Source organism: Aeromicrobium changchenzhani, assembly GCF_057586615.1.
Genome location: NZ_CM172480.1, coordinates 1,441,023 through 1,466,569, shown reverse-complemented (window position 1 = coordinate 1,466,569; position 25,547 = coordinate 1,441,023). Strand labels below are relative to the sequence as shown.

Sequence of the window (25,547 nt, the reverse complement as noted above, 5' to 3'; positions counted from 1 at the left end):
AAACGTTCACTCAATGACCGGAAGGATGTTCAGATGAATGCGGTCAGCGTGCTTGGACGCAGCAGCCAAATCTTGCGCCACCTCGCACGCACCGGCAATGTCGGCGCGGCAACCACGGACATTGCGCGGGCGATCGGCATCCCGCGGCCCACTATCCACCGGCAACTCAATCAACTCCTTGCTGAAGGGTTCGTCGATCGTGACCGACACAGCGGCGATTGGTTCCTCGGTGCCGAGCTTTATCTACTGGGAGCCGCGGCCGCCAACCGTTACGACATCACTACCCGGGCACGTGCGAGCGTCAGTCGACTTGCCGCCAACACCGGCGAAAGCGCATTCCTGTCCGTGCGTCGCGGACCCGAAACGGTCTGCCTGATTCGTGAAGACGGCAGCTTCCCAGTCCGCTCCCATGTCCTGCACGAGGGAATCCGATTCCCACTCGGCGTCGCCTCGGCCGGGCTCGCTATCTTGGCGTTCCTCCCAGATTGTGAGATCCAAGACCATCTCGAACAAGCCCAGCTTGAACAAGATTGGGGAACTCATCACAGCACCGGTGAGATCCTCCAACGCGTTGAACAAGCCCGCTCGCGCGGCTGCTCGCTCAACCCCGGGCTTATCGTCGAAGGAAGTTGGGGCATGGCCGCCGCAGTCTTCGATACCGCAGGTTCCCCCCAGTGGGCGCTCAGTCTCACCGGCATCCAAACTCGCTTCTCACCTAAACGACAACCAATTCTCAGTAAGCTTCTGCTCGACGAAGCCCACGCGCTCAGCAAACAGATGACCCACCATTCAGGCTGAACTAGTCCTAGCCCAGATTCGGCGAGCGACTCGATTTCTAGAGTCTGCCGGGACATCCAATTAGCCGAACTCGAGCGGCGCGACGACAGCCCGGATCAATTGCGGAATCGGAGTGACCGCACGGGTTACGGCATCGACGTAGACATGCACGAAGCGGCCGATCGCTGCTGGCTCTTCCTGTTCACTCGCGAACAGGCCAAGCCGGTAGACGATGCTCGAGGTGCCGATTTTCTCGACCGCGATACCCGCACGCACTTCGCCAGGAAAACGCAATTGATGCAGGAACTCGCAACGCGTCTCAGCGACCACACCAACCGCCGCAAGGCGGCGAATGTCGGTCTCGCTCGCTTCGATCAAATAACCGTTGACCGCCGTGTCGAAGAAGGAGTAATAGACAACATTGTTGATATGCCCATAGATGTCCTCATCCTCCCAGCGCGTGCTGATGCGCTGCAGGACCGCGAAATCGGACTGCCTATAGGGGCGATCGCGGGTCGCGCGCCGATCGATCATGCCGAGTCATTCTCTCGAAGCCGCTGGCTGATGACGGCCGAAACTCCGTCGCCGCGCATCGAGACGCCATAGAGCGCATCGGCAACTTCCATCGTGCGCTTCTGGTGCGTGATGACGATGAGTTGGGAGTCGGCTCGCAGCTCTTCGTAGATCTCCAGCAATCGACCGAGATTGGTGTCATCAAGCGCCGCCTCGACCTCATCGAGAATGTAGAACGGGCTGGGTCGGGCTTTGAACAGCGCCACCAGGAATGCCACGGCAACGAGTGAACGTTCACCACCGGACAGCAGTGACAGCCGTTTGACTTTCTTGCCCGGTGGACGGGCCTCAACATCGATTCCGGTAGTCAGCATGTTCTGCGGATCGGTGAGCATGATTCGCCCTTCGCCACCGGGGAATAGTCGCGCGAACACATCGGCGAATTCACGTTCGACGTCGTACCAAGCCTCGGTGAATACCTGTTCGACTTTTGCGTCGACTTCCTCAACGATTTCAAGTAGGTCTTGGCGAGTCTTACGCAGATCCTCCAACTGTTCAGACAGGAATTTGTGCCGCTCCTCCAATGCGGAGAACTCCTCGAGCGCCAGCGGGTTGACCTTGCCTAGCATCGCCATTGAGCGTTCGGCGAGTTTGAGCCGTTTGAGTTGTTCTTCGCGCACATATGGTTGCGGCTCAGCTGGTTGCGGCTCAGCTGGTTGCGGCTCAGCTGGCTGCAGTTCACCGGGCTGCGGGTCACCCGGTTCAGCAGCATCCTCGGCCGGTGGCGCCGGAATCAAGGTGTCCGGCCCATATTCGCTCAGCAGCGCTTCGCTGGCCAGCCCCAATTCATCCAGCGCGCGTTGGGACAGCGCCTCGATCCGCATCCGTTGTTCGGCGCGCGCCATCTCGTCCTTGTGAACCGTGTCGGTCAGCCGATCAAGCTCAAGGCTCAAATCACGAAGTTGTTGGCGTACGACGCGCAATTGCTCCTCGCGGCCGGCGCGGCCGGTCTCAATCTCGGTACGGAGCTCGGCGGCCCGACCGATCGAAACTTCCAGTTTCGCGAGCACGACCTCGCTGGCGGCGATGACCGCCCGAGCCACAGCGGCTTCCCGGATCTGTCGTTCGCGCCGTTCCTTGGCCACAATGCGCGCTTCGCGTTCGGCCTCGGCGGCCTTAAACAGGGCTTCCACTTGGCCCGCTAGTGACTTCGCGCGTTCCTCATTCGTACGCAGCGCCAGTCGCGCATCGGTCTCAGCTCGACGGTGTCCTGCGGCAGCCTCAGCGAGCTCTTCGAGGACTGTGGTGTCGGGTTCCTCATCGGGCGCCTGTTCGGCCTGCTCAAGACGATCCTCGAGTTCGACGAGACCCGAGACATCACGGTCGCGCGCTTCTTGGGCCGCGGCGATCGATGTGGCCAGCCGCTCGGCCTCGGCGGTGGCATTCCTAGCTGCGGCGTGCAGGTTGCCCAAATTTTCTGCGACAGCGGCCATCGTCGCATCCGACTCGTGCAGCTTGGCCAGGGCGTCGTCAGCGCGTTTCTGCGCTTCGGCCTGACCAACCTCAAGCCCGGCCCGCTCAAAGCGGAGCCGTTCCAATGTCGCTGTGGCCTCGGAAAGATCGACGGTGGCCTTGTCGATCGCGGCCTGCACTTCGATGAGGCTCTGCTTGGAGCTCGAACCGCCAGAGGCGAAATAGGCGCCCAAAAGGTCGCCGTCGCGCGTCACCGCAACAACATCAGCGGCGTGCTCGATCAAGGCTTTTGCCGCATCGAGATCCTCAACGACCGCGACTTTGAACAGGAGCCGGCGCAATGCGCCCTGCAGGGCCTTCGGCCCATCGATGATGTCGACCGCGTAGGTCGCATAATCGGGCAGCCCGGGCCAGGTCGAATCGTCGATCTCCCCGCCGCCAAGCAGCAGACCGGCACGGCCGAGATCCTCGGACTTGAGCCGTTGCATAGCCGAAACAGCAGAGTCCAGTCGATCCACGGCAACCGCGTCGGCGGCCTCACCAAGCGCAGAGGCCACCGCGGCTTCATAGCCGTCTCGCACCGTCAACAACGCGGCCACCGAACCAAGCAGTCCGCTGACCTTGTCGGTTGCGGCGAGCAATGCGCCCGCACCGTCCTTGCGCGACATCCCGAGCTCGAGTGCATCCTTGCGTGCGCCTAGCGCGGCATTGGCACGCTCGGCTTCCTGGGTCCTCACGCTGATCGCCGACAACTGAGCTGAAATATTGGCGAGCTCGTCTTCGGCAGCCTCATGTTCCTCATCAAGGCCACTTTCGCCGGCATCTAGTCCGGCGACTTTGTTCTCAAGCGTGGTGAATTCCTTGCGCGCGGACGTCGCTCGTTCTTGCGCTGCCGCGCGCGATGCATCCAACCGGCCAATCTCTTGTTCGGAGGCTTCGGCGCGGCTCTTGAGGGTGTTGACCTGGCCGTGCAATCGGGCAAGTCCCTCACGGCGATCCGCGGCGGCGCGCAGCAGGCCAGCCACGCGGCGTTCTTCAGCGGCGTAAGCGGTCTCGGCCTCGCCGCGCTCGGCGATTACGCGCTCGAGCCCGTCGGTGGCAGCAGCGACTGCCGCGGTCATCGCCCGGTGTTGATCCTGAACCTGCGCGGCATCGGCTTCAAGCTCCTCTGGGTCGCGGCCGTGCTGGCGTTCATCGATCTCGACCGCGGCAACGCGGACACGTTCATTGGCCAGCCCAGCGGTACCGCGTAGACGTTCACGCAGTCCTGAGAGGTTGTACCAGGTCTCTTGGGCGGCCGAGAGCGCTGGCGAATCGGTGCGCAATTGGTCTTCGAAGCCGGTTTCCTGCTTGCGGGCCGCCTCGATCGAGGAGTCCAGCGAAGCGCGGCGCGCTTTCAGCGCCGATTCGTCGGCCAGATCTTCGGTCAGTACCTTGGTCGCGGTCGCTAGGTCATCAGCCAACAGGCGTGCGCGCGAATCACGTACATCGGCCTGAATGACCGCGGCACGGCGGGCCACTTCGGCCTGACGCCCCAGTGGTTTGAGCTGGCGTCGAAGCTCGGTCAAGAGGTCGTTGAGACGGGTCAGATTGCCGGCAGTCGCATCGAGTTTGCGGACCGCCTTTTCCTTGCGTTTGCGATGTTTGAGTACCCCCGCGGCCTCCTCGATGAAACCGCGCCGTTCCTCGGGAGTCGCACGGAGCACGCTGTCAAGCTGTCCTTGACCGACGATGACGTGCATCTCCCGACCGATGCCTGAATCGCTCAACAGTTCCTGCACGTCAAGCAGCCGACAATGACTGCCGTTAATCGCATACTCCGAACCGCCGTTGCGGAACATCGTGCGAGTGATTGTGACTTCGGAATAGTCGATCGGTAGCGCACCATCGGCGTTGTCGATCGTCAGAACGACCTCGGCCCGCCCGAGCGGCGGACGGCCCGACGTACCGGCGAAAATGACGTCTTCCATCTTGCCGCCGCGCAACGATTTGGCGCCCTGCTCGCCCATGACCCAGGACAGCGCGTCAACGACGTTTGATTTGCCCGAGCCATTGGGGCCGACCACACAGGTGATGCCCGGCTCAAGTTGCAAAGTCGTCGAGGACGCAAACGACTTGAACCCACGCAGCGTGAGGCTCTTAAGGTACAACGTTGACTCCTGATCGGCGGTTTAGCGGCGCACGAACTATGGAGCCACCTTATTAGGTTCAGTGCGTCAATGGGCGACAGGCTCGAACAAATCAGCTGTCGTGAACTCCTCGACGCGCTGGGCCAAGGCCCGATTCAGTCCGTCGTTCTCATTCTTCAGTCTCAGGACCTCGGTCTCGAGATCGGTGATGCGGTTGCGCAAACGGGCGGTCTCGCGGATTTGATCCAGCGTAGGTCCGCCGATGAAGCCGACAAGGGCTTTGGCCATGACATGCCTCCGGGTATGGGGCTCAAGGGGAAGGGCAGAGTGATCCTCTGCGTCTCTCAATATCCCACTTTCGGGCCGTCACGGTCAACTGAGCGCGTGCCATAGGCTGGGAACGTGGATGATCTCTTCAGCCCCCCGGCCGGCAATTGGCAACGTGTTTCACCGCGACTTGCCACCGTACGGCGCATACTCATCATTATTCCGTTGGCGCTCGTCGCCCTCGTTGCAATCATCGTTGTCGCGGTGGTCCTTGGCTGGTGGTGGCTCGTCATTCTGATTGCGCTCCTTGCTGGGCTGGTTGCTGCATGGATCTGGTTCTGGGCCGGGCGCAATACCGCGCGTTGGGGCTACGCCGAACGTGATGACGATCTGCTGGTGACCAGCGGAGTCATGTTCAAGCGCCTTGTCGCCGTGCCCTACGGGCGTATGCAGTTCGTCGACGTCAATGCCGGACCGATACATCGGCTGTTCGGCATCGCGACGGTCACTCTGCACACCGCGAGTAGCGAGACTGCTGCGGACATTCCCGGCCTGAGCGCCGATGAGGCCACCCGGCTGCGCAATCGGCTCACCGAACTGGGTGAATCACATGGCGCCGGACTCTGAAGGCCTGCGGACCCACCCGCTGACCGGGATCGTCCAAGGCGCACTGTGGGCGGTTGCCGCGTCGGCCGGACTCATCGGTTCGATCACAAATGGCAATGGATTCCTTGGCATCTTGATTGGCGTTGCCGGCGGCCTCGTCCTCGGATTAGGCGCAGGGCTGATCAGCTGGTGGTTCACCCACTACACAATCAACGGTACGGAACTTCGGATTAATTCGGGCTTCCTCACCAAACGGTCACGTCGGATGCCGTATGAACGGATTCAATCGGTTGACATCGCCGAACCATTGATCGCGCGGGTTCTTGGCCTCGCCGAGCTCCGTATCGAGATGGCCGGCGGCAAGGATTCGCGTATGACGTTGCGTTTCCTGAAACTCGCCGATGCCCGATCACTGCGTACTGTGTTGCTTGATCACGCGCATGGCACGGCGCCGGATGAGACAACAGAAGTAGCGCCGCACGACGTGATCGCGGTGGTCCCACCCGAACGGATCATGATCGGCACGATTCTGTCGCTGGATTTCTTGTTCGCGACGATCGCTGCGGTCGCGCTCGTCGTCCTGGGTCTGTGGTTCGGCCAGATCCTCGCCGTGCTCGGCGGCATTATTCCGCTCGGATCTTGGTTGTTGCAGATCATTGCGCACCGGGTGCTGCAGCAGTGGGGATTCACCCTCACCCGGAGTTCGCGCGGGCTGCGAATACAACGCGGTCTGTTCTCACGGACTTCCCAAACGATCCCGACCGGGCGCGTGCAAGGCATCGCAATCAAAGAGCCGTTCGTCTGGCGCCACTTTGGCTGGCAACGTCTTGAGGTCGACGTCGCCGGCTATGCGAATGAGAGCGGCGATTCGGGCTCGAACGCCGATTCGACGCTGCTGCCGATCGCCGACCCTGCCCTCGCGGTCGATGTCATCGGCCGCTTGCTGCGAGGTGCCGATCCACAAACGATTCAGCTGATACCGGTGCCGAAGCGGTCGTGGATCTTCGCTCCGATCGGTTGGCGCTTTCGTGGCGTTGGTGCCGATGACGACAACTTTGTTTCGCGCACTGGCTGGATCCAGCGTACGACCGACATCGTGCCGCACCACAAAACACAGTCCGTGGCAGTCCGCCAGGGACCACTGCAACGCTGGCGTGGGGTCGCTTCGCTTGAGGTCCACAGCCCAAAGGGCCCCGTCAATGCGGGCTGCCGCCACCTCGATCTGGCCGACGCCCGCGATGAGACATTCGCCCAACTCGATCGCGCACGAGTCGCCCGCGCCCGCTAGTCCCCAAGATTTGGCGGGTTTTATCCCATTTTCCGGGGTTTTTCTTCGGATTTCGGGTTCAAATCCGCCAAATCTTGGCGATGGCGAGGGTTAGCCGCCGGACGTGCCGTCTTCTGCCGCAGGATCCATCGCACCGGTCAACTCCCGGCTGTCGAGCCAATGGTCGGGGACGACGACTCGTTTGGGACTGCCCTGGCGCCCACGGGGGGTGCCGAGTTCGGCAATCGGATACGGCTCGGTCGGATCGAGCCGGTCGAGAAGTTCGTCAAGCGCATCATAGGAGGACACCATCCCCAATTGGCTTCGGACGGTGCCGCCGGCGCGAAATCCCTTGAGATACCAAGCGATGTGTTTGCGGAACTCAACGCAACCGCGTTCCTCGCCCATCAGTTCCCCCAGCAGGTGCGCGTGCCGCCGCATGACGGTCATGACGGCGCCGAGTGCGGGCAGTTCGAGCACATCCTTGCCCGCGAAGGCGGCCGCAAGATCGCGGAACAGCCAGGGCCGACCAAGGCAGCCCCGTCCGACGACAACCCCGTCGCAGCCGGTCTCCTCGACCATACGGATCGCGTCAGCAGCTTCCCAGATATCGCCGTTGCCGAGCACCGGTATGCCCACCGCGGCCTTCAGTTCCGCGATCGATGACCAGTCGGCCCGCCCCGAATAATGCTGCACCGCCGTACGACCGTGCAGCGCGATCGCCGCGCATCCGGTGTCCTCGGCGATGTGACCGGCGTCAAGAAAGGTCAGGTGGTCGTCGTCGATACCCTTGCGCGTCTTCATCGTGACCGGAACGCCATATGGCGCGGCCGCAGACACTGCAGCGGCGAGAATCTCACCGAGTAACGTGGACTTCCACGGCAACGCCGCTCCCCCACCCTTACGGGTGACCTTCGGGACCGGACAGCCGAAATTCAGGTCGACGTGGTCCACACCATGATCGGCGCACAGGATTTCGACTGCCTTGCCGATGTAGACCGGGTCGATCCCATATAGCTGGACCGAGCGGATCTTCTCACTCGCGTCGAACGCCAACATCGCGATGCTGGTCTTATCGCCCTCGACGATTCCACGTGAGGTGATCATCTCGCAGACATACAGGCCCGCGCCTTGCTCATTGCACAACCGCCGAAAGGACGCATTTGTCACACCAGCCATCGGAGCGAGTACGACGGGCGTCTCGACTTCGAGGCCGCCGAGGCGCAACGGCCCGGGCAACGTGGATATGGTCATGGCCCCAATTATCGCAGTGTCGCTCGGTCCTCACCAATCCCGGCCAACCAGCACCCCCGAGTCATGCCGGCAACGACGCCAAATGCGCAGTCCGATGAACGGGTGTCATGGCTGCCAGGTGATCGGATCCTTTTGGTCGGCCGTCTGCAAGTCGATCGTTTGGAGAGTCGCACCCTTGGGGATCAGGTAGACGAGGCACACCTTAGCGGTGGCGTCAGGCAAGAAACTCGACGGCAGTGCACCGCGCGGGCAAGGCGCAAAGTCGCCGACCAACTGATTTGGCGGGGCAATCGAGTTAGTCGAATCATGGGCATACAGCGGAACTGGCGATCCGCCGAGACCCGCCGGGCCTAGGTTCTTGATCGATGCGGTGACGTAGTAGGGCGTTGAGGCCAAGGTGTCGTCATCAAGGGAGAAGAACTTGAAGTCCTTAATTTTGCCTTTTTTGATCGAATCAACCGCGACTGTGATGACGCTTCGTGTCTGGTCCGCAATCTTGTAGATGACCGTTGCGGGCTTGCCTGGTGCCATAGCGCTGCCGCCTTTGGTCAGCGTGACCCCGCTCGGCAACTCAAAACCCTTCGGGACCGGTGTTTCGACTTTCTTCTCGGCCTTGGAACAGCCACCAGCCACCAGCAGGACCGCCAACACCAGCACCAGAACACGTGTCATTTTCACGCTGCCAGTCTCGCCCAGATTTGGCTCAACAACCGATGAGGCGCGCCGCTAGGTAGCCCTGGATCTGATCCAGGGCGACCCGTTCCTGAGTCATCGAATCGCGCTCGCGCACCGTGACAGCCTGGTCGTCGAGCGTGTCGAAGTCGACCGTGATGCAGAACGGCGTACCGATCTCATCTTGCCGGCGGTAGCGTTTACCGATCGCTTGCGCGTCATCGAAATCAATATTCCAGCAGCGACGCAGCTCGGTGGCGAGGTCACGGGCCTTCGGCGACAGCGCTTCATTGCGCGAAAGCGGCAAGATGGCCGCCTTGACCGGCGAGAGGCGCGGATCAAGTTTGAGCACGGTCCGCTTGTCGACGCCGCCCTTGGCATTGGGCGCTTCGTCCTCGGCGTACGCATCCACGAGGAACGCCATCATCGACCGGTTGACGCCAGCAGCCGGCTCGATGACGTATGGCGTCCAGCGCTCGTTGTTGGCCTGATCGAAGTAGGACAGGTCCCGCCCGGAATGCTCACTGTGAGTCTTGAGGTCAAAGTCCGTACGGTTAGCGACGCCCTCGAGCTCGCCCCAGGTCGAACCCTGAAACTGGAATTTGTATTCGATGTCGACAGTCCGCTTGGAGTAGTGCGACAGCTTCTCCTGCGGGTGTTCGAACAGGCGCAGATTTTCCGGGTCGATGCCCAGATCGGTGTACCAGTCCATCCGGGTTTGAATCCACGTGTCATGCCACTCTTCGTCGGTGCCGGGCTTGACGAAAAACTCCATTTCCATCTGCTCGAACTCGCGGGTGCGGAAGATGAAGTTGCCGGGGGTGATTTCGTTGCGGAAGCTTTTGCCGATCTGGCCGATTCCAAAGGGCGGCTTCTTGCGTGCGCTCGTCATGACTTGGGAGAAGTTGACGAAGATGCCCTGCGCTGTCTCGGGTCGCAGATAGTGCATCCCTTCCTCCGACTCGACTGGTCCGAGGAAGGTCTTGAGCAGGCCGTTGAACATACGCGGCTCAGTCCAGGCGTCTTTGGTGCCGCAATTGGCGCAGGCGATCAGCGCAACGTCGACCGTGTCTGGATCGGCGATGCCCTTCTTCTCTGCATACGCTTCCTGGAGGTGATCCTGGCGGTAACGCTTGTGACAGCTCTGGCACTCGATCAGTGGATCGACGAAGGCAGCGAGGTGACCGGAGGCCTCCCACACTGCAGTCGGCAAGATGACTGACGAGTCGAGGCCGACGACATCGTCGCGGCCTTGCACCATGGAGCGCCACCATTGGCGCTTGATGTTCTCCTTGAGCTCAACGCCCAACGGTCCGTAGTCCCAAGCGGACTTGGTACCGCCGTAGATCTCTCCACATTGGTAGACGAAGCCCCTGCGCTTGCAGAGACTGACGACGGTATCGACGGTTGAGGGAGCCATGTGTTCCTCCGGCTGGGTGTCGGTGGGCCTGAGTACGTCGTCGGAACCACGTACGCCCAAGGTCTGCCCAGCCTATCGTGATCCACATCTATTCGAAATTTGCCCATCTCCGCGCTGTCCAGCCGCGAATCCTAGAAATGTTCTGCTCCTCCATTTGACAATCATTCCCAATATAGATGAGAATCATTGTCATGAAGATCAAGATTTTTACGGCTCTAGCCACCGCGCTTCTCATGGTCGCAGGTTGTGGTTCGTCGCCAACGGGTAGCAGTGACAAGACACAGGTTGTCGCCTCGTTCTATCCATTCGCGTTCATTGTCGAGCAGGTCGGTGGAACGCTAGTCAACGTCGAGAATCTCACCTCTCCCGGGGTCGAGCCGCATGATCTCGAACTCAAGCCCAAGCAGGTCGGTGCCGTGCAAAACGCCGATCTGGTGATCTACACGAAACACTTCCAGGCGGCTGTCGACAGTGCGATCGACATTGCGGATCGGTCCAACTCGACCACCATCGACGTCACCAAACTTGTTACGATGCGACCCCTGAAGAAGGGCGCAGCCGGAAGCGGTGAACATGGCGACGACCCGCACCTCTGGCTCGATCCACAGAACATGATCGCGGTGACGAAGGCAGTCGACGCCAAGTTGTCAGCGCTCGACACCGCACACGCTTCGACGTATGCCGCCAATTCCACGGCTTTGATCACCAAGCTCCAACAACTCGACGACTCGTTTCAGAGCGGCCTGGCCAACTGCCGGATTCGTAAAATCATCACGACCCATGCGGCGTTCGGGTACCTCACCGCCCGTTATGGACTCGAACAGGTCCCGATTGCCGGCATCGACCCCAGCAATGAACCGTCACCGGCCCAACTCGCCGACATCACCAAACTCGTGCGTAAGGAGAAAATCACCACGATCTTTACTGAGGAGCTCATCAGCCCGGCAATTGCCGAGACGGTCGCGCGCTCGACGGGAGCAAAGACCGCAGTACTTGACCCGATCGAGGGGCTCAGCGACAAAACCGCAAACGAGACTTACCTGACGCTGATGGCCAAGAACCTCGCCGCCCTTGAGAAGGCTTGCCGATGAGCGCGCCATTGAAGATCCGTGATGCCGTGGTTAACCTGGGTGGGCGCCCGGTGCTCCATCATGTCGATCTCGACGTCGCCGCAGGCGAGTTCGTGGCTCTGCTCGGAACCAACGGCTCGGGCAAGTCAACCCTTGTCCGTGCGGCGATCGGTCTCGTGCCACTTGCGTCTGGCTCGATCGAATTGTTCGGGACTCCACTGGCGCAGTTCTCGCAATGGCAACGGCTGGGCTACGTGCCACAGCACTCGGCGGCCACCTCGGGCGTCCCATCGACGGTCGAGGAAGTCGTCATGAGCGGGCGGCTTGCGCGGCGCAGGCTCTTCACCCGACGCAATGACGTCGACCGCGACGCCGTGCTCGATGCGGTCGAACGCGTGGGACTGGCCGATCGGCTGCATGATTCGGTCACCGATCTGTCTGGTGGACAGCAACAACGAGTGCTCATCGCTCGCGCACTGGCAGCCCAATCAGACTTGCTGGTCATGGACGAACCAACTGCCGGTGTGGATCACGACAACCAGGAGTCGCTGGCTGAGCTACTCAGCGGACTGGTCGATTCGGGCACGTCGGTTCTTCTGGTCGCGCACGAACTCGGCCCGATGGAGCAGCTGATCGATCGCGCCGTTGTCCTGCACAACGGTCAGGTCGAATACTCCGGCTCGGTGAGCGGCATCAACGACCCCGAACACAGTCACGTCCATGCCCATACCGGCCAGCCGCCGACCACCCGCACGCTAAGTCCCGAAGGGATCTGGCGCTGATGCTCGAACTGCTCCACCACGACTTCATGCGACGCGCGCTACTTGCCGCGTTGTTCACCGGGCTGACCGCACCGGCGATCGGCACCTATTTGGTGCAACGACGGTTGGCGCTGCTCGGCGACGGCATCGGCCACGTCGCGCTGACCGGTGTCGCGCTTGGCCTGCTCACCAATGTCGCACCCCTGCTCACGGCCGTCGCCGTCGCCACGGTCGGCGCAATTGTCATCGAATTGCTGCGCGCCTATGGACGTACGAGCGGCGACGTCGCCCTAGCAATGTTGTTCTACGGCGGTATTGCCGGCGGTGTTCTGTTGATCAACCTCGCCGGTGGCGGTGCGGCCACCCTCAACAACTTCCTGTTCGGCTCCGTCATCACGGTCAAACCAATCGATCTGTGGATCGTTGGTGTGCTTGGCGTCGTGGTGCTGGTGCTCACGATCGGCCTCGCGCCCCAGTTGTTTGCGGTGTGTCAGGACGAGGAACACGCCAAGGTCAGCGGACTTCCGGTGCGCTTCTATGGGATTCTGATCGCGGTGCTGGCGGCAGTTACGATCGCGGTGGCGATGCGCACGGTCGGGCTGTTGCTGGTGTCGGCACTCATGGTCGTTCCAGTGGCAACCGCCCAGCAGTTGACCCGGAGCTTTCGCACAACTTTCGGTCTCGCCATGATTCTCGGGCTGTTCGCCGCAGTCTTCGGCGTTATGTCGAGTTATCAGTTCGACACCCAGCCCGGACCGACAATCGTGATCCTCGCGCTCGCAGTCTTCGCCGTCATCACACCCCTTGGCGGGTTCGTACGTGCAGTTCGTCACCGCCGGCTGGCCCGGCTAGATTTGAACTCAGCTACACCGATGGGGAGGATCAGTCATGGTTGAAATACCACGCAACACTCGACAGCGCCGTGCTGTCGTCGCGATTCTTGCCGACCTCGAAGGGTTCTCCAGTGCACAGGAGATCCATGACGCGCTCAAGCATCGTGGCGAGTCGATCGGGCTATCCACCGTCTACCGGAATCTGCAGGCGATGGCCGATGCCGCTGAGGTCGATGCGCTGCGTAATGACGAGGGCGAAGTGCTCTATCGCCAATGCAGTTCGGGCCATCATCATCACCTAGTATGCCGCTCCTGCGGGCGTGCAGTTGAGGTTGACGGGCCAACGGTCGAGCGTTGGGCCGACAAGATCGCTGGCGAACACGGCTTCGTCGATGTTGCCCATACCCTCGAGGTCTTTGGCACCTGCGCGGACTGCGTCCCGAAAGCATGAACGGCTACCCCATCGCTGACCCCAGCTGCTGCCGCCGTGGCAATGAGTTGACCGCCGCCGAGGTCTATGCGATCTGGAAGGTCCGTGATGCGGTCTTCGCATTCGAGCAACATGTCGAGGACGTCGATGTCGACGACCTCGATCTGTGCGCCGACACAATCCATATCTGGCTCAGTGATGATTCCGGGCCGACCAGCTATTTGCGAATGCTCGCTGGCGATGGCTACCTGAAAATTGGTCGCGTGTGTACCCGTAAGGACATCCGAGGCCAGGGCCTATCAGGACGATTGATGCAGGAGGTGTCGGACCGGTTTGGCGCCGGTGTCCTCAAACTCAACGCGCAGGCCTATCTCGAGCACTGGTACGAGCGTTTCGGCTACGTTCGCTCCGGTCCCAACTTCGATGAGGCCGGTATCCATCATGTCCCCATGACTCGTGTGCCACCAAGATCCAGCTGTTCGTAAAAACTGGCCTATTGGCGTAGGTGGCCGGGTGGGCGTGGTGGTTTGGGTGGCCGGGGTTGGTATTCGATGATTGGTTCTGGTTTTGAGGTGTAGTTGTGGCCGGTTGGGGTGCGCCACACGATGTCGCCCGAGCCATTGCCGGTGATCTTCCAGCCGGGCAAATGTTTCAACGTGTGGGACCTGGTGCAGAGGCCTTGACCGTTGTCGAGGGTCGTGGGGCCGTTGTCGCCGTGAAATGGTCGGATGTGGTCATATTGACTGATCCGACACGTGCAGCCCGGTTGGCGGCAGGTGCGGTCGCGGGTCGAGATCAGGTGCCTGAGTGGGCCGGTGAAGCGGCGTCGTTTGGGGTCGCAATCAACCAGTGACCCGGTGGCCGGGTCGGTGAGCAGTCTGCGGATCCAGGCCTGATGGCCGGCGGCGACCAGGTCGTGGGCCAGGTCGGCGGGGATCGGGCCATAGCCAGCGAGAATAGCGGGTAGTTGTTCGGTCCCAAACATGGTGCCCACGCTCATGACGACACCGAGTTCAATGTTCGCGCCGTCGACAGTTTTCTGACCAGTCGTGCGGAGAACCATCTCGTCGAATCCCCCGAGGACTTCGTCCAGGGAGGTGCCCCCACACCTGTCCGCGCGTGCGGGGATCGCCAGCGGCTTTGGCCGAGGCTGCGGCCGCATCGAGTGACTTGTAGGTGGCCACGAGTTGTTCTGCGGGTCCACGGACTTGGAGGATTGCGGTGCCGTCACGGTCGCCGAACAACGAAACGAACCGATCCAGACGGTTGGCCTTGGCGCGTTCGTAGGCGGCATCAGCATCGATACTGATCGTGCCCCCCAAGGACTTCGTCCAGGGAGGTGCCCCCAGACCGGGCCAGGCTCTGAGCCTTACGAGCCGTCATACCAGCGAGGCGTGGAGCAAGACGCTCATCGAGCATTCCGCACTGCACCAGGGTCAGCCCGGTGGACTCTTTCACAACCAGCTTTGCGCCCTGCTCGCTAATCCCGCCAGCTGCGAACACCGTAGCGATCTTGGGAAGCCGTGCGAGGCCGACTGCGAAGCCGTAGTGGGTTGCGGCCGCTGATGGTGAGATGTTGCGTGCCATGCCGAGTTCGCCGATTCCCCCAAGGACTGCGTCCAGGGAGGTGCCCCCACCGACAGCGATGGGTCTTCACGCGCAATCTTGGCCGCCGCAGAACGCGAATCATGCAATGCCGCGACCTGCACAGCTTGCTCGGCCTGCGCTGCCCTAATCGCCCGATCGAGGGCGGTAATCGCATCGATTCGCTCAGCCCCCATCGGGTCATCTGGGCTATCAAAGTCATGACTCTGGACGGTGTCCAGCACCGCTCCCGAAGCCACGATTTCGAACATACCTACACGCTAGCCGCCCCCACTGACAGCCACCCACACCAACAATCCGGCCCAGACAATCAGTGGAAAAGTAGGACGTTTATCACCAAGTAGGTAGCCGAACGCGAGTTAGGCCATCCACTGGGATTAACGGTGGGATAGTGAAGCCCATGATCGAGCCCGGCCACGCACGACGGTTAACGCCGCCCGCACTGATCGCCCTGCTACTGGCGCCCATCGCGATTGTGGGCAGCTTGCTTTTACTCACTGCGGATATCCACGTACCCATCCGAGGCAACGGTTCCACCGCTGACTCGTTCTGCGGCTCCGCGTACGACGTCACCTTCCTAAAACAAAACGGCTCCATGGGCGGCGAGTATCCGCCGAACCAAGAAAAAATTGATTCAGCATGCGCTAGTAAGTCGGATCGTTATGCCTATTCCGGCGTGGGTGTGGGCTTGGTGGTCCCGTTCGCGGTGGCTTTTGTCTTCGCCAGCGTTCGTCGACGAAGGTCGACTAATGAGCGCGCGGGCATCGCTCCGCACTAGACGTATCGGGAGAGACTGCTGCGGCGGCAATACTGGTTCAGTCGCAGTCTTCCGGTCCTGATAATCGAAGCGACTCACCTTCAATATCAAGCGTCAGGTCGCCCTTGTGCTTGCGCACGACGCCGTCGTAGGTGCCAACCGGCAGATCTGTTTCAGGCCCGAGGTCCTTGACCGGCATCGTGTACAGCCCGCCGTTCACATCGAGGGTTCCGACGATGTTTGCCCCCAAACCCGGCTTCGTTACGACCTCGACTGACACCTTCGCGGACTCCCCACTTGTCATCGGCTTCGACTCCGCGCACGAGTCCGTGTTTCCACTACATCCCACGAGCATTGCCGAAGCCAATGCAGCTAGCAGGAGGCCTCTGAGGATCATGTCGACGATCCTAATGTCATGGGACTGACCCACGCGCTATCTCACTAGCGACACCCCGGGCCTGGCTGCTTTCGTGCTCCTCAACTAGTGCTAGCCGAGCGCCACGGGAAGCAATCCGCGCGGAGTCTCGTCGGCGATCTGAGCAAGTGCGAGTGGCAAGGTCGGATAGGCAAAATCGAAGCCCGAGTCAACCAGAACCTTCGACTCGAGCCATCGACTCTTGAGGACAAGTTCGGTCTCGGTACGGATCACGCGGGCGCCGAACTCGAGGACCCACCGTGGAGCCGGCACTCCCCTGTTCCGACCTAGCGCTGCGCGCACGTCCCGCATCATCGCAGCATTCGTGAGCACCTGTGGAGCCGCAACATTCACCGGTCCAGAAATTTCATCGTGCTCGAAAAGATGGACGACTGCGCGGGCCACATCGTCGACATGGATCCAGCTGAACATCTGGCCACCGTCACCCATCCGGCCGCCAAACCCGATCCGTGCGAGGTTGATGAACGGATTGATCGCACCACCCCCGGCACCCAAGACAATCGACATCCGCAGCGCAACTTTCCGTATGGCAGCTGGTGCGTCGAACAATTCGCGCTCCCAAGCACGTGCCACCGCCACTGAGAATCCCGAGCCGAGCTCGCCACTTTTCTCATCCATCGCGCGATCACGCGCGTCGCGGTAGATCGTCCCAGTGCTCGAATTGATCCACAACGCAGGCGGCACCGACGTTTCCGCAATTGCGTACCCCAGCGCCGCAGTCGTTTCGGTTCGCGAGGAGAGGACCGCATCGGCATTGCGCTTGTTGTAGCGACAACTGACCGAACGACCGGCTAGGTTGACGACGAGATCCGCGCCATCAAGTACGTCGATGAGGCTTTTCGGGTCACCCCACATCGCGTCGCTGGACGGCCCACGGCCAATCGTACGAACGCGCACCCCATCCGCCTCAAGGGAATTACGCAGATGTTGCCCGATATAGCCCGAAGCACCTGCAATGACGGCCGTATGAAGCGCGCTCATCGTGTCACCGCCTGAGGCGTCCGACCGAGCCCCGTCATCAACGTGACCACATCCTCGACCAAACTGCGGGCGAAGGGCAGGCGCGACAGGCCGATCGTCTTGGCAATGATCGGCGCCACCCCGTCGACGAGTGTCCGCGTGCGTTGCTGATCGGGCGAACTATCGATGACCCAGTGCAAGGTGATCCCGAGATAAACGAGCCACAGCAGCGAAGGCAGTTGCTCACGGAGCGCACCTGGCGGACGCTGATGCGACCGCTCCACGACCTGTCGCATCAGGTCGACAGCCATCTCCCGGGCCACACTGGACTCAGCCGAAAATGGACTGGTCCGGGCCGAGGCGGGCAGCGCAATCTGCACGAATGACGTGCCGAAGCCGTGATAGGCCGCCATGACATCGAGCCCGCTGTGAAGCACGGTGCGCAGATTGTCCGCCAACGGCGCATCATCGCGCAGTTGCGGCAGCACCCGGTCCCGATGCTCACGCTGGATAACGACATATAACTCATGTACGAGTTCATCTTTGCCGGCGAAGTAGTAGTACGCGTTGCCGAGCGAGACTCCCGCTTCACTTGCGATGCGACGCATCGTCGTCGCCTGGAAGCCCTGCTCGCGGAACAGCCGTAAAGCTGTTTCAATCAATAGCTCTCGAGTTTCATTGCTAGTGGCGCTCACGACTGCTCCTTATTTGAACGTGTTCAAATAGAGGCTAGCAGAAATTATTGAACGCGTTCAAGAAATTGAAAGCCCGATCGACCTCAACCCACGAGAACCGCCCTAGATCGAACCGTCACCCGATGAACTGCGCGGATCCTTCGCAGCCTCCACAGCAGTGCTCACTGCGGAGCGTGCTTTGGCCACTTCCCCGAGTACCAAGAGCCTGAGGCGTGGAAAGGGGTAGCGAAAACCTGGCGCATTACGCCCTGAATCAAGCCGATCAGCGCCGCGCTTAACGTTCTTGAGCACCTTGGTGACTTCCGAACGAATTTGCTTGTCGAGCGACTCGCTACCAGATGGCACGGCCGTCGCCTTATAAGCGCTGAACTTCTTCTTCATCGGGTTCAAGACTTTGTCGCGCGTTTTGGCGCCACTTCGTTGCGGACCATTGACGCCGTATGAGTCCACTGACACGAGCATCTTGTCGGCGACCTTGGACCATGTTTCCGCCACCTGAACATTCTTCAACGCGCTTCGGATGGCATCGAAGTTCGGCGTGGTCTGACCGGTCATCGCTCGTTTATAGGTGCGAGAATGCTTCGGCCCGTAGCCAGAAAGTTTGATCAGCTTCGGCGGCTTTGGAACATCCGTTTCGAGCGTGCGCAATCCCGCCTTCGGGTCACGTGAACTAATCTGATCCAACGTCGTTTTCACCGTGGCCTGATATCGCGTCTGCGCAACCGTAAATCGCGAGGCCGCCTCATTGGCTCGATCAACCTGATGCGAATGGCTGAGATTCGTACCGACCATCGCGGCCACGATAATCACCGCGATGAGCGCCAAAGTGCAGACGGACGCAATGATGCCGACAAACAATCCCCGAGATTTCATGTCAATAGAGTGCCAAATCGCGGGGCTGCCAGTCAAACGCGCTCACATACTAGACACGGTTCCGTGACTGCGAAGACCGTATGTCACCGCATCGATGAGCGCTTCCCAGGACGCTTCAAGGATGTTGGCGCCGACGCCGACCGTAACCCAAGAGTTCTTGCCGTCCGATGTCTCGATCAGTACCCGTGTCACCGCATCTGTTCCGTGTCCTTGATCGAGGATACGTACCCGGAAATCGGTCAGATGGAATTGTGCAACTTCGGGGTAGACCTGCTCAATGGCCTGGCGGAGCGCATGGTCGAGCGCGTTGACCGGACCATTGCCCTCACCGATCACGGCAAGGCGCTTGCCGCCAGCCCTGATTTTGACGACGGCCTCCGCGATCGCGTCCGCGCTGGCATTGGATTCGGTGATAGCGCGCCACGATTCAATCGCGAAATAGGCGGGACGCTTCCCCTCCATCTCCTCGGCAAGCAGGAGTTCGAATGACGCATCCGCGGCCTCAAACGTATAACCGGACTGTTCCATCGATTTGACCCGATCGGTCACCCGTGACAGCCGCTCAGAGTCGCCGGCGAGGTCATAGCCAAGCTCTTTGCCTTTGAGTTCGATCGTCGCGCGGCCAGCCATCTCCGAGACGAGCAGCCGCATGTCGTTGCCAACGAGCGCGGGGTCGATGTGTTGATAAAGACCTGCGTCGACGCGGATCGCACTGGCATGCAGGCCGGCCTTGTGCGCGAAGGCCGAAACGCCGGTGTAGGGCTGCCGTGCGACCGGCGGATAGTTCGTGACTTCGGAGATAACGTGCGCAATCCGAGTCGAATCCCGCAACGCGCCCGCGGGCATGACCGGCATACCGAGTTTGAGTTCGAGGTTGGCAACACAGGTCAGCAAGTCGGCGTTGCCAGTGCGTTCGCCGTAGCCGTTGACACAACCCTGGAGGTGCGTGGCGCCCGCCTGAACCGCAGCCATCGAGTTGGCAACTGCGCAGCCAGTGTCGTTGTGGGCGTGAATCCCGAGCCGAACGCCAAGCGTTGCTACATCCTGGACGATCTCAGTGACCCAGTGCGGCAGCATTCCACCGTTGGTGTCGCATAGGACCGCGACCTCGACCCCTGCTTCGGCCGCCGTACGCACAACCTCCAGTGCATAGTCGCGGTTGGCGCGGTAGCCGTCGAAGAAGTGCTCACAATCCAGAAATACGCGCTTACCTTCGCTGCGCAGATGCTCGATCGTGTCGCGCACCATCGCGAGATTCTCCTCGAGCGTCGTATGCAGGGCAAGCTCGACGTGCCGATCGTGGCTCTTGGCAACCAGCGTCACCACCGATGCACCCGAATCACGAAGCGCGGCAACTTGCGGGTCGTCCGCAGCCTTCGCACCTGCCCGCCGGGTGGCGCCGAACGCTGCGAGGGTCGCATGCTTCAGTTCGAGTTCCTTGGCCGCCAGAGCAAAGAACTCCGTGTCTTTGGGGTTGGAGCCAGGCCAGCCGCCCTCAATGAAGCCCACGCCGAGGTCGTCTAGATGCCGCGAAATGTTCATCTTGTCCTGGACGGACAGATTGAGCCCTTCTTGCTGGGCGCCATCGCGCAATGTCGTGTCGTAGACGTGAAATTCGCTGGTGCTCACGGTCGGTTCCTTAATCGTGGGTGATCATCGGCAACAAAAAAGCCTCCCAAAAGATCGGGAGGCTGCGCGTTTGACGGATGAGGTCAGACGCGCCTGTCAATAATGATCACGATGTTCTGCATGCTGCCAGTCTAGACTGGCCACCTTATGAGCGCTACCCCCACCTTGAATACGCAGATTCTGCTTGCCTCCCGTCCGCACGGCGAACCCACTGCCGATAACTTCACGATCCGCACCGCCGACATCCCGGAACCGGGCGTTGGCGAGGTTCTCTTGCGCACGATCTACCTGTCCCTAGACCCCTACATGCGCGGTCGTATGGACGACGCCAAGTCCTACGCCGCGCCGGTCGAGCTTGGCGCCGTGATGGAGGGCGGCACAGTCGCCGAGGTCATCGAGTCCAACGACCCGTCGTTGTCGGTGGGCGACATCGTCCTGTCCTATCTCGGCTGGCAATCCCACGGCGTACAAAACGCAGCACATGTGCGCAAACTCGATCCACAGCGTGCGCCGATCTCGACCGCAGTCGGGGTGCTTGGCATGCCCGGGTTCACCGCGTACGCAGGCCTCCTTGAGATCGGACGGCCTCAGCCAGGCGAAACCGTTGCGGTCGCAGCAGCTACCGGTCCGGTAGGTTCAGCGGTCGGACAGATCGCGAAGATCAAGGGTGCACGCACAATCGGTATTGCGGGTGGCACGGCCAAGGTGGCTTATCTCCACGAACTCGGTTTCGACGTCGCCCTCGACCACCGCTCCTCCACCTTCCGTGAGGATCTCAAAGCCTCCTCGCCCGATGGCATCGACGTGTACTTCGAGAACGTCGGCGGCGCAGTCTGGGACGCGGTCCGCCCGCGACTCAATACCTACGCGCGCGTGCCGGTATGCGGCCTAGTCTCGACTTACAACGACACCGAGCCGCCGACCGGCCCGGATCGTTCCGCCGCTCTGATGCGCATGATTCTGACCAAGAGCATCACGATGCGAGGTTTCATCCAGAACGAGTTCGTCAAGACCCATTACAAGGCCTTCCAGAAGGATGTATCGGGCTGGATCGCTGCGGATGAATTTGCCTACCGCGAGGACATCGTCCAAGGGCTTGAGAATGCTCCCGAAGCTTTCTTCGGTATGTTGACCGGCAAAAATTTCGGCAAGCTTCTCGTCCAGGTCGGTGCGGACCCCACTCGATGAGCACCGTTCCGATCCCCAAGGTCTGCTCGGCCATCTACGCGGTCATGACCTCCCATCCGCTTGAACAAGCAGATCACGTCACGATGCCGTTGGATTTCCTATTGCGGCTACGTGGCTCGTCTGATGTCGGCATGCAGCGGCTCAAGAAGCGTCCGTTCCAAGCCCTCATTCGTGGCGAGTCGAACACGGCTGGAGCGGGGGACATGGCCGTACGCACGCGTGCTGAGGCGCTTGAAATCGCCGAAGCCAACGACGGGGTCGTCGTCGATATGCTATTGCCCCGAGTTATTGAGCACGGCGCGTCTGCGACATCGCGTGCCCACGCCTCCCAGTGGTTCGTCTTCGAATACGACGTCGACGCCGAAGGTGATGTGCTCACGCATGGGCTCGACATTTTTGGGCTGCCCGAGTTGCACAGTTTCGCTATCTCAAAGAACCAGCGCCCCATGTATGACGCGGTCCTGACCGGGATCGCCTATCGGCTAATTGAGGAATGGCCGAGCCATGACCCAGCCGGTCCGGCAACCATCACGCTGCGCGACATCGCCTTCGGGTATGGCGATCCAGCCGCGGATTCGACGCCGAATGACCGGTCGGTCGATGTGACGCTGACGTATGACGCGGATGTGCACGAACTGCTCGTGACCTTGCATGACGACCCGGCAACCAGTCTGTTTCAGGACTGATCGGTTGGCCGCGCTGTCCGAGCACGCCGCGGAAAATCATCTCAGTATGGTGTGAACGTGATCATCGATGCGATCGTTCTGGCTGGCGGCCGTTCGCGACGTCTCGATTCGGTCGCGAAGGCTGAACTCCAGTACCGTCAACAATCGCTTGTCGCGCGTACGGTTGGCGCCATCGCTATGGCTCGTCGCACCGTTGTCGTCGGCCCGATCCAACCCGATGCACTGCCCGAAGACATCCTGCTCGCACGCGAGGACCCGCCCTTCGCTGGTCCCGCCGCCGCAATCGGAGCAGGACTCGATGCACTGGCCGCGATACGTGCAACGCCCAGTGACTTCACCGTTGTGCTGGCCTGCGACATGCCGCGAATAGATCTGGCGGTCGTGGCACTGCTAGCGGCGCTGTCGAGCGCGCCGGACTCCGATGGAGTGATCGCGCTCGATGCGGCACAGCACCGTCAGCCGTTAGCCGCGATTTACGCCACGCTTGGATTGACCGCGGCGATCAGGTCACAAAGAGATCACGACAGTCTTGATGGCCTGTCCATGTTCGCTCTAATAGGCACGCTCAACCTGCATGAAACGCCCGTAGCTGACCACGCCACCGAGGACATCGACACATGGGCCGATGCTGCCCGATTCGGACTGGCCCGCACCGACATCGCCAAGGAGAATTGATGAAGGACAGCGAACAATCACCCGAAGATCGCCAACGTGCAGAGGCAAGCCAGGATGAAATCTTGCGCGACTGGTGCACGCGACTGCTCGCAGCACACGAGATCGACGACCTTGAGGTCGACATCCACGCCGTGCTGAGCCTCGCCGGCCGCGCCGCGCATTCGGTGCTCCGTCCCGCGGCTCCTCTGACCACCTTTATCGCCGGCTACGCCGCTGGGCAGGCCGCAGCGCACCGGTCGATTAGCAACGAAGCGGCAGTCACCGAGGCGTTCGCCGTTGCCGACCGGGAGTGCCGCGAGCAACTCGATGACTGACCGCCCCGATCCGATTGCACCGGGCAAGCGACCTGATTGGCATACTGCCCGAAGCTACTGCCATCACGTCGCAGCCGCTCTGCCTGCCGACGATGTCCCTCTCGAGCAGGCGTCCGGCCGCACCGCTGCCAGCGATATTTCCGCTCGCTGCGACGTGCCGCACTATGCCTCATCAGCGATGGATGGCTGGGCAGTATGCGGGCCAGCGCCTTGGCTGCTTGTCACAGGACTACGACTCGAGCCCGGTCAGGCCACGGAGATTGTCACCGGTGGCCTAATCCCAGATCAAGCCTTGGGCGTGCTGCGGCACGAGCACGGGCAGTGCCTGACGACCGACGCCTCGACGGTCCTCACGCCGAACTCGGAGGCCGCGGCAGGTGAACCTCAGGTCGGCGAACACATTCGCCCCGCTGGCGAGGAGATCGCCAAGGACGAAATCGTCATTCCTGCGGGCACGGTCCTCAATCCTGTGCATGCGGCTGTCGCCGCCGGCTGCGGCCACGACTCGGTTGCGGTCATTCGACGACCGACAGTTGGCCTGATCCTCACCGGCAACGAAGTCGTCCTGGCGGGCGTGCCCTCGCCCGGCCGCGTTCGAGACTCATTCGGCCCGCTATTGCCGAGTTTGGTAGCCATGCTGGGCGGCGCCGTCACATCGAGCCAACATTTGCCCGACGACCTATCGCTGCTGCGATCCGCCGTCGCCGAGACCGATGCGGACGTGCTCGTAACCACCGGCGGAACCGGCGGCTCATCGGTCGATCACCTACATGCGGTGCTACGCGAACTACACGCCGAACTCCTGATCGATGGCGTGGCGATGCGACCAGGTGCACCGAATCTGGTGGCCCGATTGCCCGATGGTCGCTTCCTAGTCGGGCTGCCCGGCAATCCGCTGGCGGCCATGATTGGCGTCCTGACGCTGCTTGAACCGCTGTTGGCAGGGCTCTCCGGGGCTGCCGCACCGGCGCTTGGCTCGGTCGTCACCGGGCAAGATCTGGCCGGTAAGCACGGCATCGACCTGCTGATCCCCTACCGTTTGCACGCTGGCCTTGCAACCAAGAGCGCGTGGACCGGTTCGGGGATGCTGCGTGGGCTGGCCGAAGCCGATGGCATTCTGGTCATACCGCCTGTTGGTGCAAGCGCCGGCGAATCGGTCGAAACGGTTACGTTGCCGTGGCGATGACACGCTGAGGCGACGCGCTATTCAACCGCCGATGTAATGCATCTCGACCCGCTTCGGGCCATTGTCAGTAGTTGGGTCCGACAGCGTTGTGGTGTTCTTGCTGCGGAGCTCGGAGTAGCGGTCGGTGCGAACCCGCCAAATGTCGGACATTTTCGTGGCGAGTTCGTCATCGGTGCAACCTGCACGCAGCATGCCGCGGAGGTCATGGCCTTTGGTCGCGAATAGGCACGTATACAAGGAACCGTCTGAGGAGATTCGTACGCGATTGCAGGTCGAACAGAAGTTTTGCGTGACGCTCGAGATGACGCCGATCTCACCACTCCCGTCGCGGTAACGCCATCGTGCCGACACCTCGCCGGTGTAATTGGGCGCAACCTCCTCGAGCGGGAGCTCTGCGTCGATCATCTTGATGACCTCGGCGGAGGGGACAACTTCGCCCATCTCCCAGCCGTTGGTCGAGCCGACATCCATGAATTCGATGAAGCGCAAAATATAGGGGGTGTCCTTGAAGTGGCGCGCCATTGCAACAATGTCTTGATCGTTGCTGCCCTTCTGGACGACCATGTTGACCTTGATCGGCCCCAAACCGACCTCATGGGCGGCATCGATCGCATGCAAGACCTTGGCGACCGGGAAGTCAACGCCGTTGAGGGCCTTGAATTTTTCATCGTCAAGCGAATCCAGCGACACCGTGATCCGCTTGAGGCCAGCATCCTTAAGCGCCTGAGCCTTATGGGCGAGCGCCGAACCATTCGTCGTCAACGCGAGGTCAAGGTCATGCCCCTCAGGCGTTTTAAGCTCATTCAGCATGACAATGAGATCCTCGATCCCGGCACGCAACAACGGCTCACCGCCGGTCAGTCGGATCTTCTCGACCCCGTGGGCGACTGCGATGCGAGCAATGCGGGTGATCTCCTCAAAGCTCAGCAGCATGGCACGGGGCATGAACTCAAAGTCACGCCCGAAGATCTCCTTGGGCATGCAATAGACACAACGAAAATTGCACCGGTCAGTCACCGAGATCCGCAGATCCCGCAGCGCCCGGTTTCGTGTATCAAGGACAGTCATGCT

29 protein-coding genes are annotated in these 25,547 nt (G+C 61.2%); 14 read left to right on the top strand and 15 right to left on the bottom strand.

Annotated features, from left to right (window positions below; all coding sequences use genetic code 11):
• The first annotated feature begins 33 nt into the window (after positions 1 to 33).
• On the top strand, positions 34 to 798 hold the full coding sequence (locus AC2YB9_RS07425) for an IclR family transcriptional regulator (RefSeq protein WP_487268159.1): 765 nt from the start codon (positions 34 to 36) through the stop codon (positions 796 to 798).
• Between the two features lie 60 nt (positions 799 to 858).
• Here AC2YB9_RS07425 and AC2YB9_RS07420 read toward each other — a convergent pair whose 3' ends face one another.
• The 3 genes from AC2YB9_RS07420 to AC2YB9_RS07410 all read right to left on the bottom strand — a co-directional run bounded on the left by AC2YB9_RS07420 (position 859) and on the right by AC2YB9_RS07410 (position 5,180).
• A complete protein-coding gene (locus tag AC2YB9_RS07420; RefSeq protein WP_487268158.1) occupies positions 859 to 1,311 on the bottom strand; it encodes an acyl-CoA thioesterase in 453 nt (150 codons plus the stop codon).
• Entirely contained in the window at positions 1,308 to 4,913 is a 3,606-nt protein-coding gene (gene smc / locus AC2YB9_RS07415; protein WP_487268157.1) for a chromosome segregation protein SMC, read from the bottom strand. Before smc ends, AC2YB9_RS07420 begins: the two co-directional genes overlap by 4 nt.
• A 66-nt stretch (positions 4,914 to 4,979) precedes the next feature.
• Positions 4,980 to 5,180, bottom strand: coding sequence for a hypothetical protein (locus AC2YB9_RS07410; protein WP_487268156.1), 201 nt, complete (start codon positions 5,178 to 5,180; stop codon positions 4,980 to 4,982).
• A 114-nt stretch (positions 5,181 to 5,294) separates the two neighbouring features.
• Here AC2YB9_RS07410 and AC2YB9_RS07405 point away from each other — a divergent pair, with 114 nt between their 5' ends.
• On the top strand, positions 5,295 to 5,786 hold the full coding sequence (locus AC2YB9_RS07405) for a PH domain-containing protein (protein ID WP_487268154.1): 492 nt from the start codon (positions 5,295 to 5,297) through the stop codon (positions 5,784 to 5,786).
• Positions 5,770 to 7,053: a PH domain-containing protein gene (locus AC2YB9_RS07400; RefSeq protein WP_487268152.1), complete on the top strand. Its 1,284-nt coding sequence runs from the start codon at positions 5,770 to 5,772 to the stop codon at positions 7,051 to 7,053. Before AC2YB9_RS07405 ends, AC2YB9_RS07400 begins: the two co-directional genes overlap by 17 nt.
• A 90-nt stretch (positions 7,054 to 7,143) precedes the next feature.
• Here AC2YB9_RS07400 and dusB read toward each other — a convergent pair whose 3' ends face one another.
• From dusB to AC2YB9_RS07385, 3 genes are all read right to left on the bottom strand, one after another.
• The gene (gene dusB, locus AC2YB9_RS07395) at positions 7,144 to 8,286 is read right to left on the bottom strand and encodes a tRNA dihydrouridine synthase DusB (protein ID WP_487268151.1); all 1,143 of its coding nucleotides are present in this window, start codon (positions 8,284 to 8,286) and stop codon (positions 7,144 to 7,146) included.
• Positions 8,287 to 8,391: 105 nt separating this feature from the next.
• A complete protein-coding gene (locus AC2YB9_RS07390) occupies positions 8,392 to 8,964 on the bottom strand; it encodes a hypothetical protein (protein WP_487268149.1) in 573 nt (190 codons plus the stop codon).
• 25 nt (positions 8,965 to 8,989) lie between these two features.
• The gene (locus AC2YB9_RS07385) at positions 8,990 to 10,378 is read right to left on the bottom strand and encodes a glycine--tRNA ligase (RefSeq protein ID WP_487268147.1); all 1,389 of its coding nucleotides are present in this window, start codon (positions 10,376 to 10,378) and stop codon (positions 8,990 to 8,992) included.
• Between the two features lie 191 nt (positions 10,379 to 10,569).
• On the opposite strand from AC2YB9_RS07385, the gene AC2YB9_RS07380 reads away from it, so the two are divergent.
• Genes AC2YB9_RS07380 through AC2YB9_RS07360 form a run of 5 tightly spaced genes read left to right on the top strand, consistent with a single transcriptional unit; the run spans position 10,570 to position 13,957 of the window.
• Complete coding sequence (locus AC2YB9_RS07380; RefSeq protein ID WP_487268145.1) at positions 10,570 to 11,469, top strand: metal ABC transporter substrate-binding protein; 900 nt, start codon at positions 10,570 to 10,572, stop codon at positions 11,467 to 11,469.
• A complete protein-coding gene (locus AC2YB9_RS07375; protein ID WP_487268143.1) occupies positions 11,466 to 12,230 on the top strand; it encodes a metal ABC transporter ATP-binding protein in 765 nt (254 codons plus the stop codon). The genes AC2YB9_RS07380 and AC2YB9_RS07375 overlap by 4 nt, the downstream gene beginning before the upstream one ends.
• On the top strand, positions 12,230 to 13,105 hold the full coding sequence (locus tag AC2YB9_RS07370; protein WP_487268142.1) for a metal ABC transporter permease: 876 nt from the start codon (positions 12,230 to 12,232) through the stop codon (positions 13,103 to 13,105). The genes AC2YB9_RS07375 and AC2YB9_RS07370 overlap by 1 nt, the downstream gene beginning before the upstream one ends.
• Positions 13,098 to 13,493, top strand: coding sequence for a Fur family transcriptional regulator (locus tag AC2YB9_RS07365; protein WP_487268141.1), 396 nt, complete (start codon positions 13,098 to 13,100; stop codon positions 13,491 to 13,493). Before AC2YB9_RS07370 ends, AC2YB9_RS07365 begins: the two co-directional genes overlap by 8 nt.
• Positions 13,490 to 13,957 (top strand): GNAT family N-acetyltransferase, encoded by a 468-nt coding sequence (locus AC2YB9_RS07360; RefSeq protein ID WP_487268140.1) that lies wholly within the window; start codon positions 13,490 to 13,492, stop codon positions 13,955 to 13,957. Before AC2YB9_RS07365 ends, AC2YB9_RS07360 begins: the two co-directional genes overlap by 4 nt.
• 8 nt (positions 13,958 to 13,965) lie before the next feature.
• On the opposite strand, the gene AC2YB9_RS07355 is transcribed toward AC2YB9_RS07360, so the two are convergent.
• From AC2YB9_RS07355 to AC2YB9_RS07345, 3 genes are read right to left on the bottom strand one after another with little or no spacing between them, the layout of a single operon-like run.
• The gene (locus tag AC2YB9_RS07355; protein ID WP_487268138.1) at positions 13,966 to 14,472 is read right to left on the bottom strand and encodes an HNH endonuclease signature motif containing protein; all 507 of its coding nucleotides are present in this window, start codon (positions 14,470 to 14,472) and stop codon (positions 13,966 to 13,968) included.
• Positions 14,473 to 14,485: 13 nt separating this feature from the next.
• The gene (locus AC2YB9_RS07350; protein WP_487268136.1) at positions 14,486 to 14,794 is read right to left on the bottom strand and encodes a hypothetical protein; all 309 of its coding nucleotides are present in this window, start codon (positions 14,792 to 14,794) and stop codon (positions 14,486 to 14,488) included.
• Complete coding sequence (locus tag AC2YB9_RS07345; RefSeq protein WP_487268135.1) at positions 14,766 to 15,059, bottom strand: hypothetical protein; 294 nt, start codon at positions 15,057 to 15,059, stop codon at positions 14,766 to 14,768. The genes AC2YB9_RS07350 and AC2YB9_RS07345 overlap by 29 nt, the downstream gene beginning before the upstream one ends.
• A gap of 409 nt (positions 15,060 to 15,468) precedes the next feature.
• Between AC2YB9_RS07345 and AC2YB9_RS07340 the strand changes: the two genes are divergently transcribed.
• A complete protein-coding gene (locus tag AC2YB9_RS07340; RefSeq protein ID WP_487268134.1) occupies positions 15,469 to 15,855 on the top strand; it encodes a hypothetical protein in 387 nt (128 codons plus the stop codon).
• Between the two features lie 37 nt (positions 15,856 to 15,892).
• Here AC2YB9_RS07340 and AC2YB9_RS07335 read toward each other — a convergent pair whose 3' ends face one another.
• The 5 genes from AC2YB9_RS07335 to cimA form a co-directional block, all read right to left on the bottom strand.
• Entirely contained in the window at positions 15,893 to 16,231 is a 339-nt protein-coding gene (locus AC2YB9_RS07335) for a hypothetical protein (RefSeq protein ID WP_487268133.1), read from the bottom strand.
• A 90-nt stretch (positions 16,232 to 16,321) separates the two neighbouring features.
• The gene (locus AC2YB9_RS07330) at positions 16,322 to 17,251 is read right to left on the bottom strand and encodes a TIGR01777 family oxidoreductase (RefSeq protein ID WP_487268131.1); all 930 of its coding nucleotides are present in this window, start codon (positions 17,249 to 17,251) and stop codon (positions 16,322 to 16,324) included.
• Complete coding sequence (locus tag AC2YB9_RS07325) at positions 17,248 to 17,925, bottom strand: TetR/AcrR family transcriptional regulator (protein WP_487268129.1); 678 nt, start codon at positions 17,923 to 17,925, stop codon at positions 17,248 to 17,250. The genes AC2YB9_RS07330 and AC2YB9_RS07325 overlap by 4 nt, the downstream gene beginning before the upstream one ends.
• Positions 17,926 to 18,027: 102 nt before the next feature.
• A complete protein-coding gene (locus AC2YB9_RS07320; RefSeq protein ID WP_487268127.1) occupies positions 18,028 to 18,798 on the bottom strand; it encodes a hypothetical protein in 771 nt (256 codons plus the stop codon).
• A 42-nt stretch (positions 18,799 to 18,840) separates the two neighbouring features.
• Entirely contained in the window at positions 18,841 to 20,427 is a 1,587-nt protein-coding gene (gene cimA / locus AC2YB9_RS07315; protein ID WP_487268126.1) for a citramalate synthase, read from the bottom strand.
• 147 nt (positions 20,428 to 20,574) lie between these two features.
• Between cimA and AC2YB9_RS07310 the strand changes: the two genes are divergently transcribed.
• Genes AC2YB9_RS07310 through AC2YB9_RS07290 form a run of 5 tightly spaced genes read left to right on the top strand, consistent with a single transcriptional unit; the run spans position 20,575 to position 24,476 of the window.
• A complete protein-coding gene (locus AC2YB9_RS07310; protein WP_487268124.1) occupies positions 20,575 to 21,615 on the top strand; it encodes an NADP-dependent oxidoreductase in 1,041 nt (346 codons plus the stop codon).
• A complete protein-coding gene (locus AC2YB9_RS07305) occupies positions 21,612 to 22,301 on the top strand; it encodes a hypothetical protein (protein ID WP_487268122.1) in 690 nt (229 codons plus the stop codon). Before AC2YB9_RS07310 ends, AC2YB9_RS07305 begins: the two co-directional genes overlap by 4 nt.
• A gap of 57 nt (positions 22,302 to 22,358) precedes the next feature.
• A complete protein-coding gene (gene mobA / locus AC2YB9_RS07300; protein WP_487268121.1) occupies positions 22,359 to 22,976 on the top strand; it encodes a molybdenum cofactor guanylyltransferase in 618 nt (205 codons plus the stop codon).
• Entirely contained in the window at positions 22,976 to 23,290 is a 315-nt protein-coding gene (locus tag AC2YB9_RS07295; RefSeq protein ID WP_487268120.1) for a DUF6457 domain-containing protein, read from the top strand. Before mobA ends, AC2YB9_RS07295 begins: the two co-directional genes overlap by 1 nt.
• A complete protein-coding gene (locus AC2YB9_RS07290; protein WP_487268119.1) occupies positions 23,283 to 24,476 on the top strand; it encodes a molybdopterin molybdotransferase MoeA in 1,194 nt (397 codons plus the stop codon). The genes AC2YB9_RS07295 and AC2YB9_RS07290 overlap by 8 nt, the downstream gene beginning before the upstream one ends.
• A 21-nt stretch (positions 24,477 to 24,497) precedes the next feature.
• Here AC2YB9_RS07290 and moaA read toward each other — a convergent pair whose 3' ends face one another.
• Positions 24,498 to 25,544, bottom strand: a complete 1,047-nt coding sequence (gene moaA / locus AC2YB9_RS07285) for a GTP 3',8-cyclase MoaA (RefSeq protein ID WP_487268118.1) — start codon at positions 25,542 to 25,544, stop codon at positions 24,498 to 24,500.
• Between the last annotated feature and the right edge of the window lie 3 nt (positions 25,545 to 25,547).

Coding starts and splice junctions, on each gene's coding strand:
- AC2YB9_RS07425 (WP_487268159.1), top strand. CDS start 34: ATGAATGCGGTCAGCGTGCTTGGACGCAGCAGCCAAATCTTGCGCCAC.
- AC2YB9_RS07420 (WP_487268158.1), bottom strand. CDS start 1,311: ATGATCGATCGGCGCGCGACCCGCGATCGCCCCTATAGGCAGTCCGAT.
- AC2YB9_RS07410 (WP_487268156.1), bottom strand. CDS start 5,180: ATGGCCAAAGCCCTTGTCGGCTTCATCGGCGGACCTACGCTGGATCAA.
- AC2YB9_RS07400 (WP_487268152.1), top strand. CDS start 5,770: ATGGCGCCGGACTCTGAAGGCCTGCGGACCCACCCGCTGACCGGGATC.
- dusB (WP_487268151.1), bottom strand. CDS start 8,286: ATGACCATATCCACGTTGCCCGGGCCGTTGCGCCTCGGCGGCCTCGAA.
- AC2YB9_RS07385 (WP_487268147.1), bottom strand. CDS start 10,378: ATGGCTCCCTCAACCGTCGATACCGTCGTCAGTCTCTGCAAGCGCAGG.
- AC2YB9_RS07380 (WP_487268145.1), top strand. CDS start 10,570: ATGAAGATCAAGATTTTTACGGCTCTAGCCACCGCGCTTCTCATGGTC.
- AC2YB9_RS07375 (WP_487268143.1), top strand. CDS start 11,466: ATGAGCGCGCCATTGAAGATCCGTGATGCCGTGGTTAACCTGGGTGGG.
- AC2YB9_RS07370 (WP_487268142.1), top strand. CDS start 12,230: ATGCTCGAACTGCTCCACCACGACTTCATGCGACGCGCGCTACTTGCC.
- AC2YB9_RS07365 (WP_487268141.1), top strand. CDS start 13,098: ATGGTTGAAATACCACGCAACACTCGACAGCGCCGTGCTGTCGTCGCG.
- AC2YB9_RS07360 (WP_487268140.1), top strand. CDS start 13,490: ATGAACGGCTACCCCATCGCTGACCCCAGCTGCTGCCGCCGTGGCAAT.
- AC2YB9_RS07355 (WP_487268138.1), bottom strand. CDS start 14,472: ATGAGCGTGGGCACCATGTTTGGGACCGAACAACTACCCGCTATTCTC.
- AC2YB9_RS07345 (WP_487268135.1), bottom strand. CDS start 15,059: ATGGCACGCAACATCTCACCATCAGCGGCCGCAACCCACTACGGCTTC.
- AC2YB9_RS07335 (WP_487268133.1), bottom strand. CDS start 16,231: ATGATCCTCAGAGGCCTCCTGCTAGCTGCATTGGCTTCGGCAATGCTC.
- AC2YB9_RS07330 (WP_487268131.1), bottom strand. CDS start 17,251: ATGAGCGCGCTTCATACGGCCGTCATTGCAGGTGCTTCGGGCTATATC.
- AC2YB9_RS07320 (WP_487268127.1), bottom strand. CDS start 18,798: ATGAAATCTCGGGGATTGTTTGTCGGCATCATTGCGTCCGTCTGCACT.
- AC2YB9_RS07310 (WP_487268124.1), top strand. CDS start 20,575: ATGAGCGCTACCCCCACCTTGAATACGCAGATTCTGCTTGCCTCCCGT.
- AC2YB9_RS07305 (WP_487268122.1), top strand. CDS start 21,612: ATGAGCACCGTTCCGATCCCCAAGGTCTGCTCGGCCATCTACGCGGTC.
- AC2YB9_RS07295 (WP_487268120.1), top strand. CDS start 22,976: ATGAAGGACAGCGAACAATCACCCGAAGATCGCCAACGTGCAGAGGCA.
- AC2YB9_RS07290 (WP_487268119.1), top strand. CDS start 23,283: ATGACTGACCGCCCCGATCCGATTGCACCGGGCAAGCGACCTGATTGG.
- moaA (WP_487268118.1), bottom strand. CDS start 25,544: ATGACTGTCCTTGATACACGAAACCGGGCGCTGCGGGATCTGCGGATC.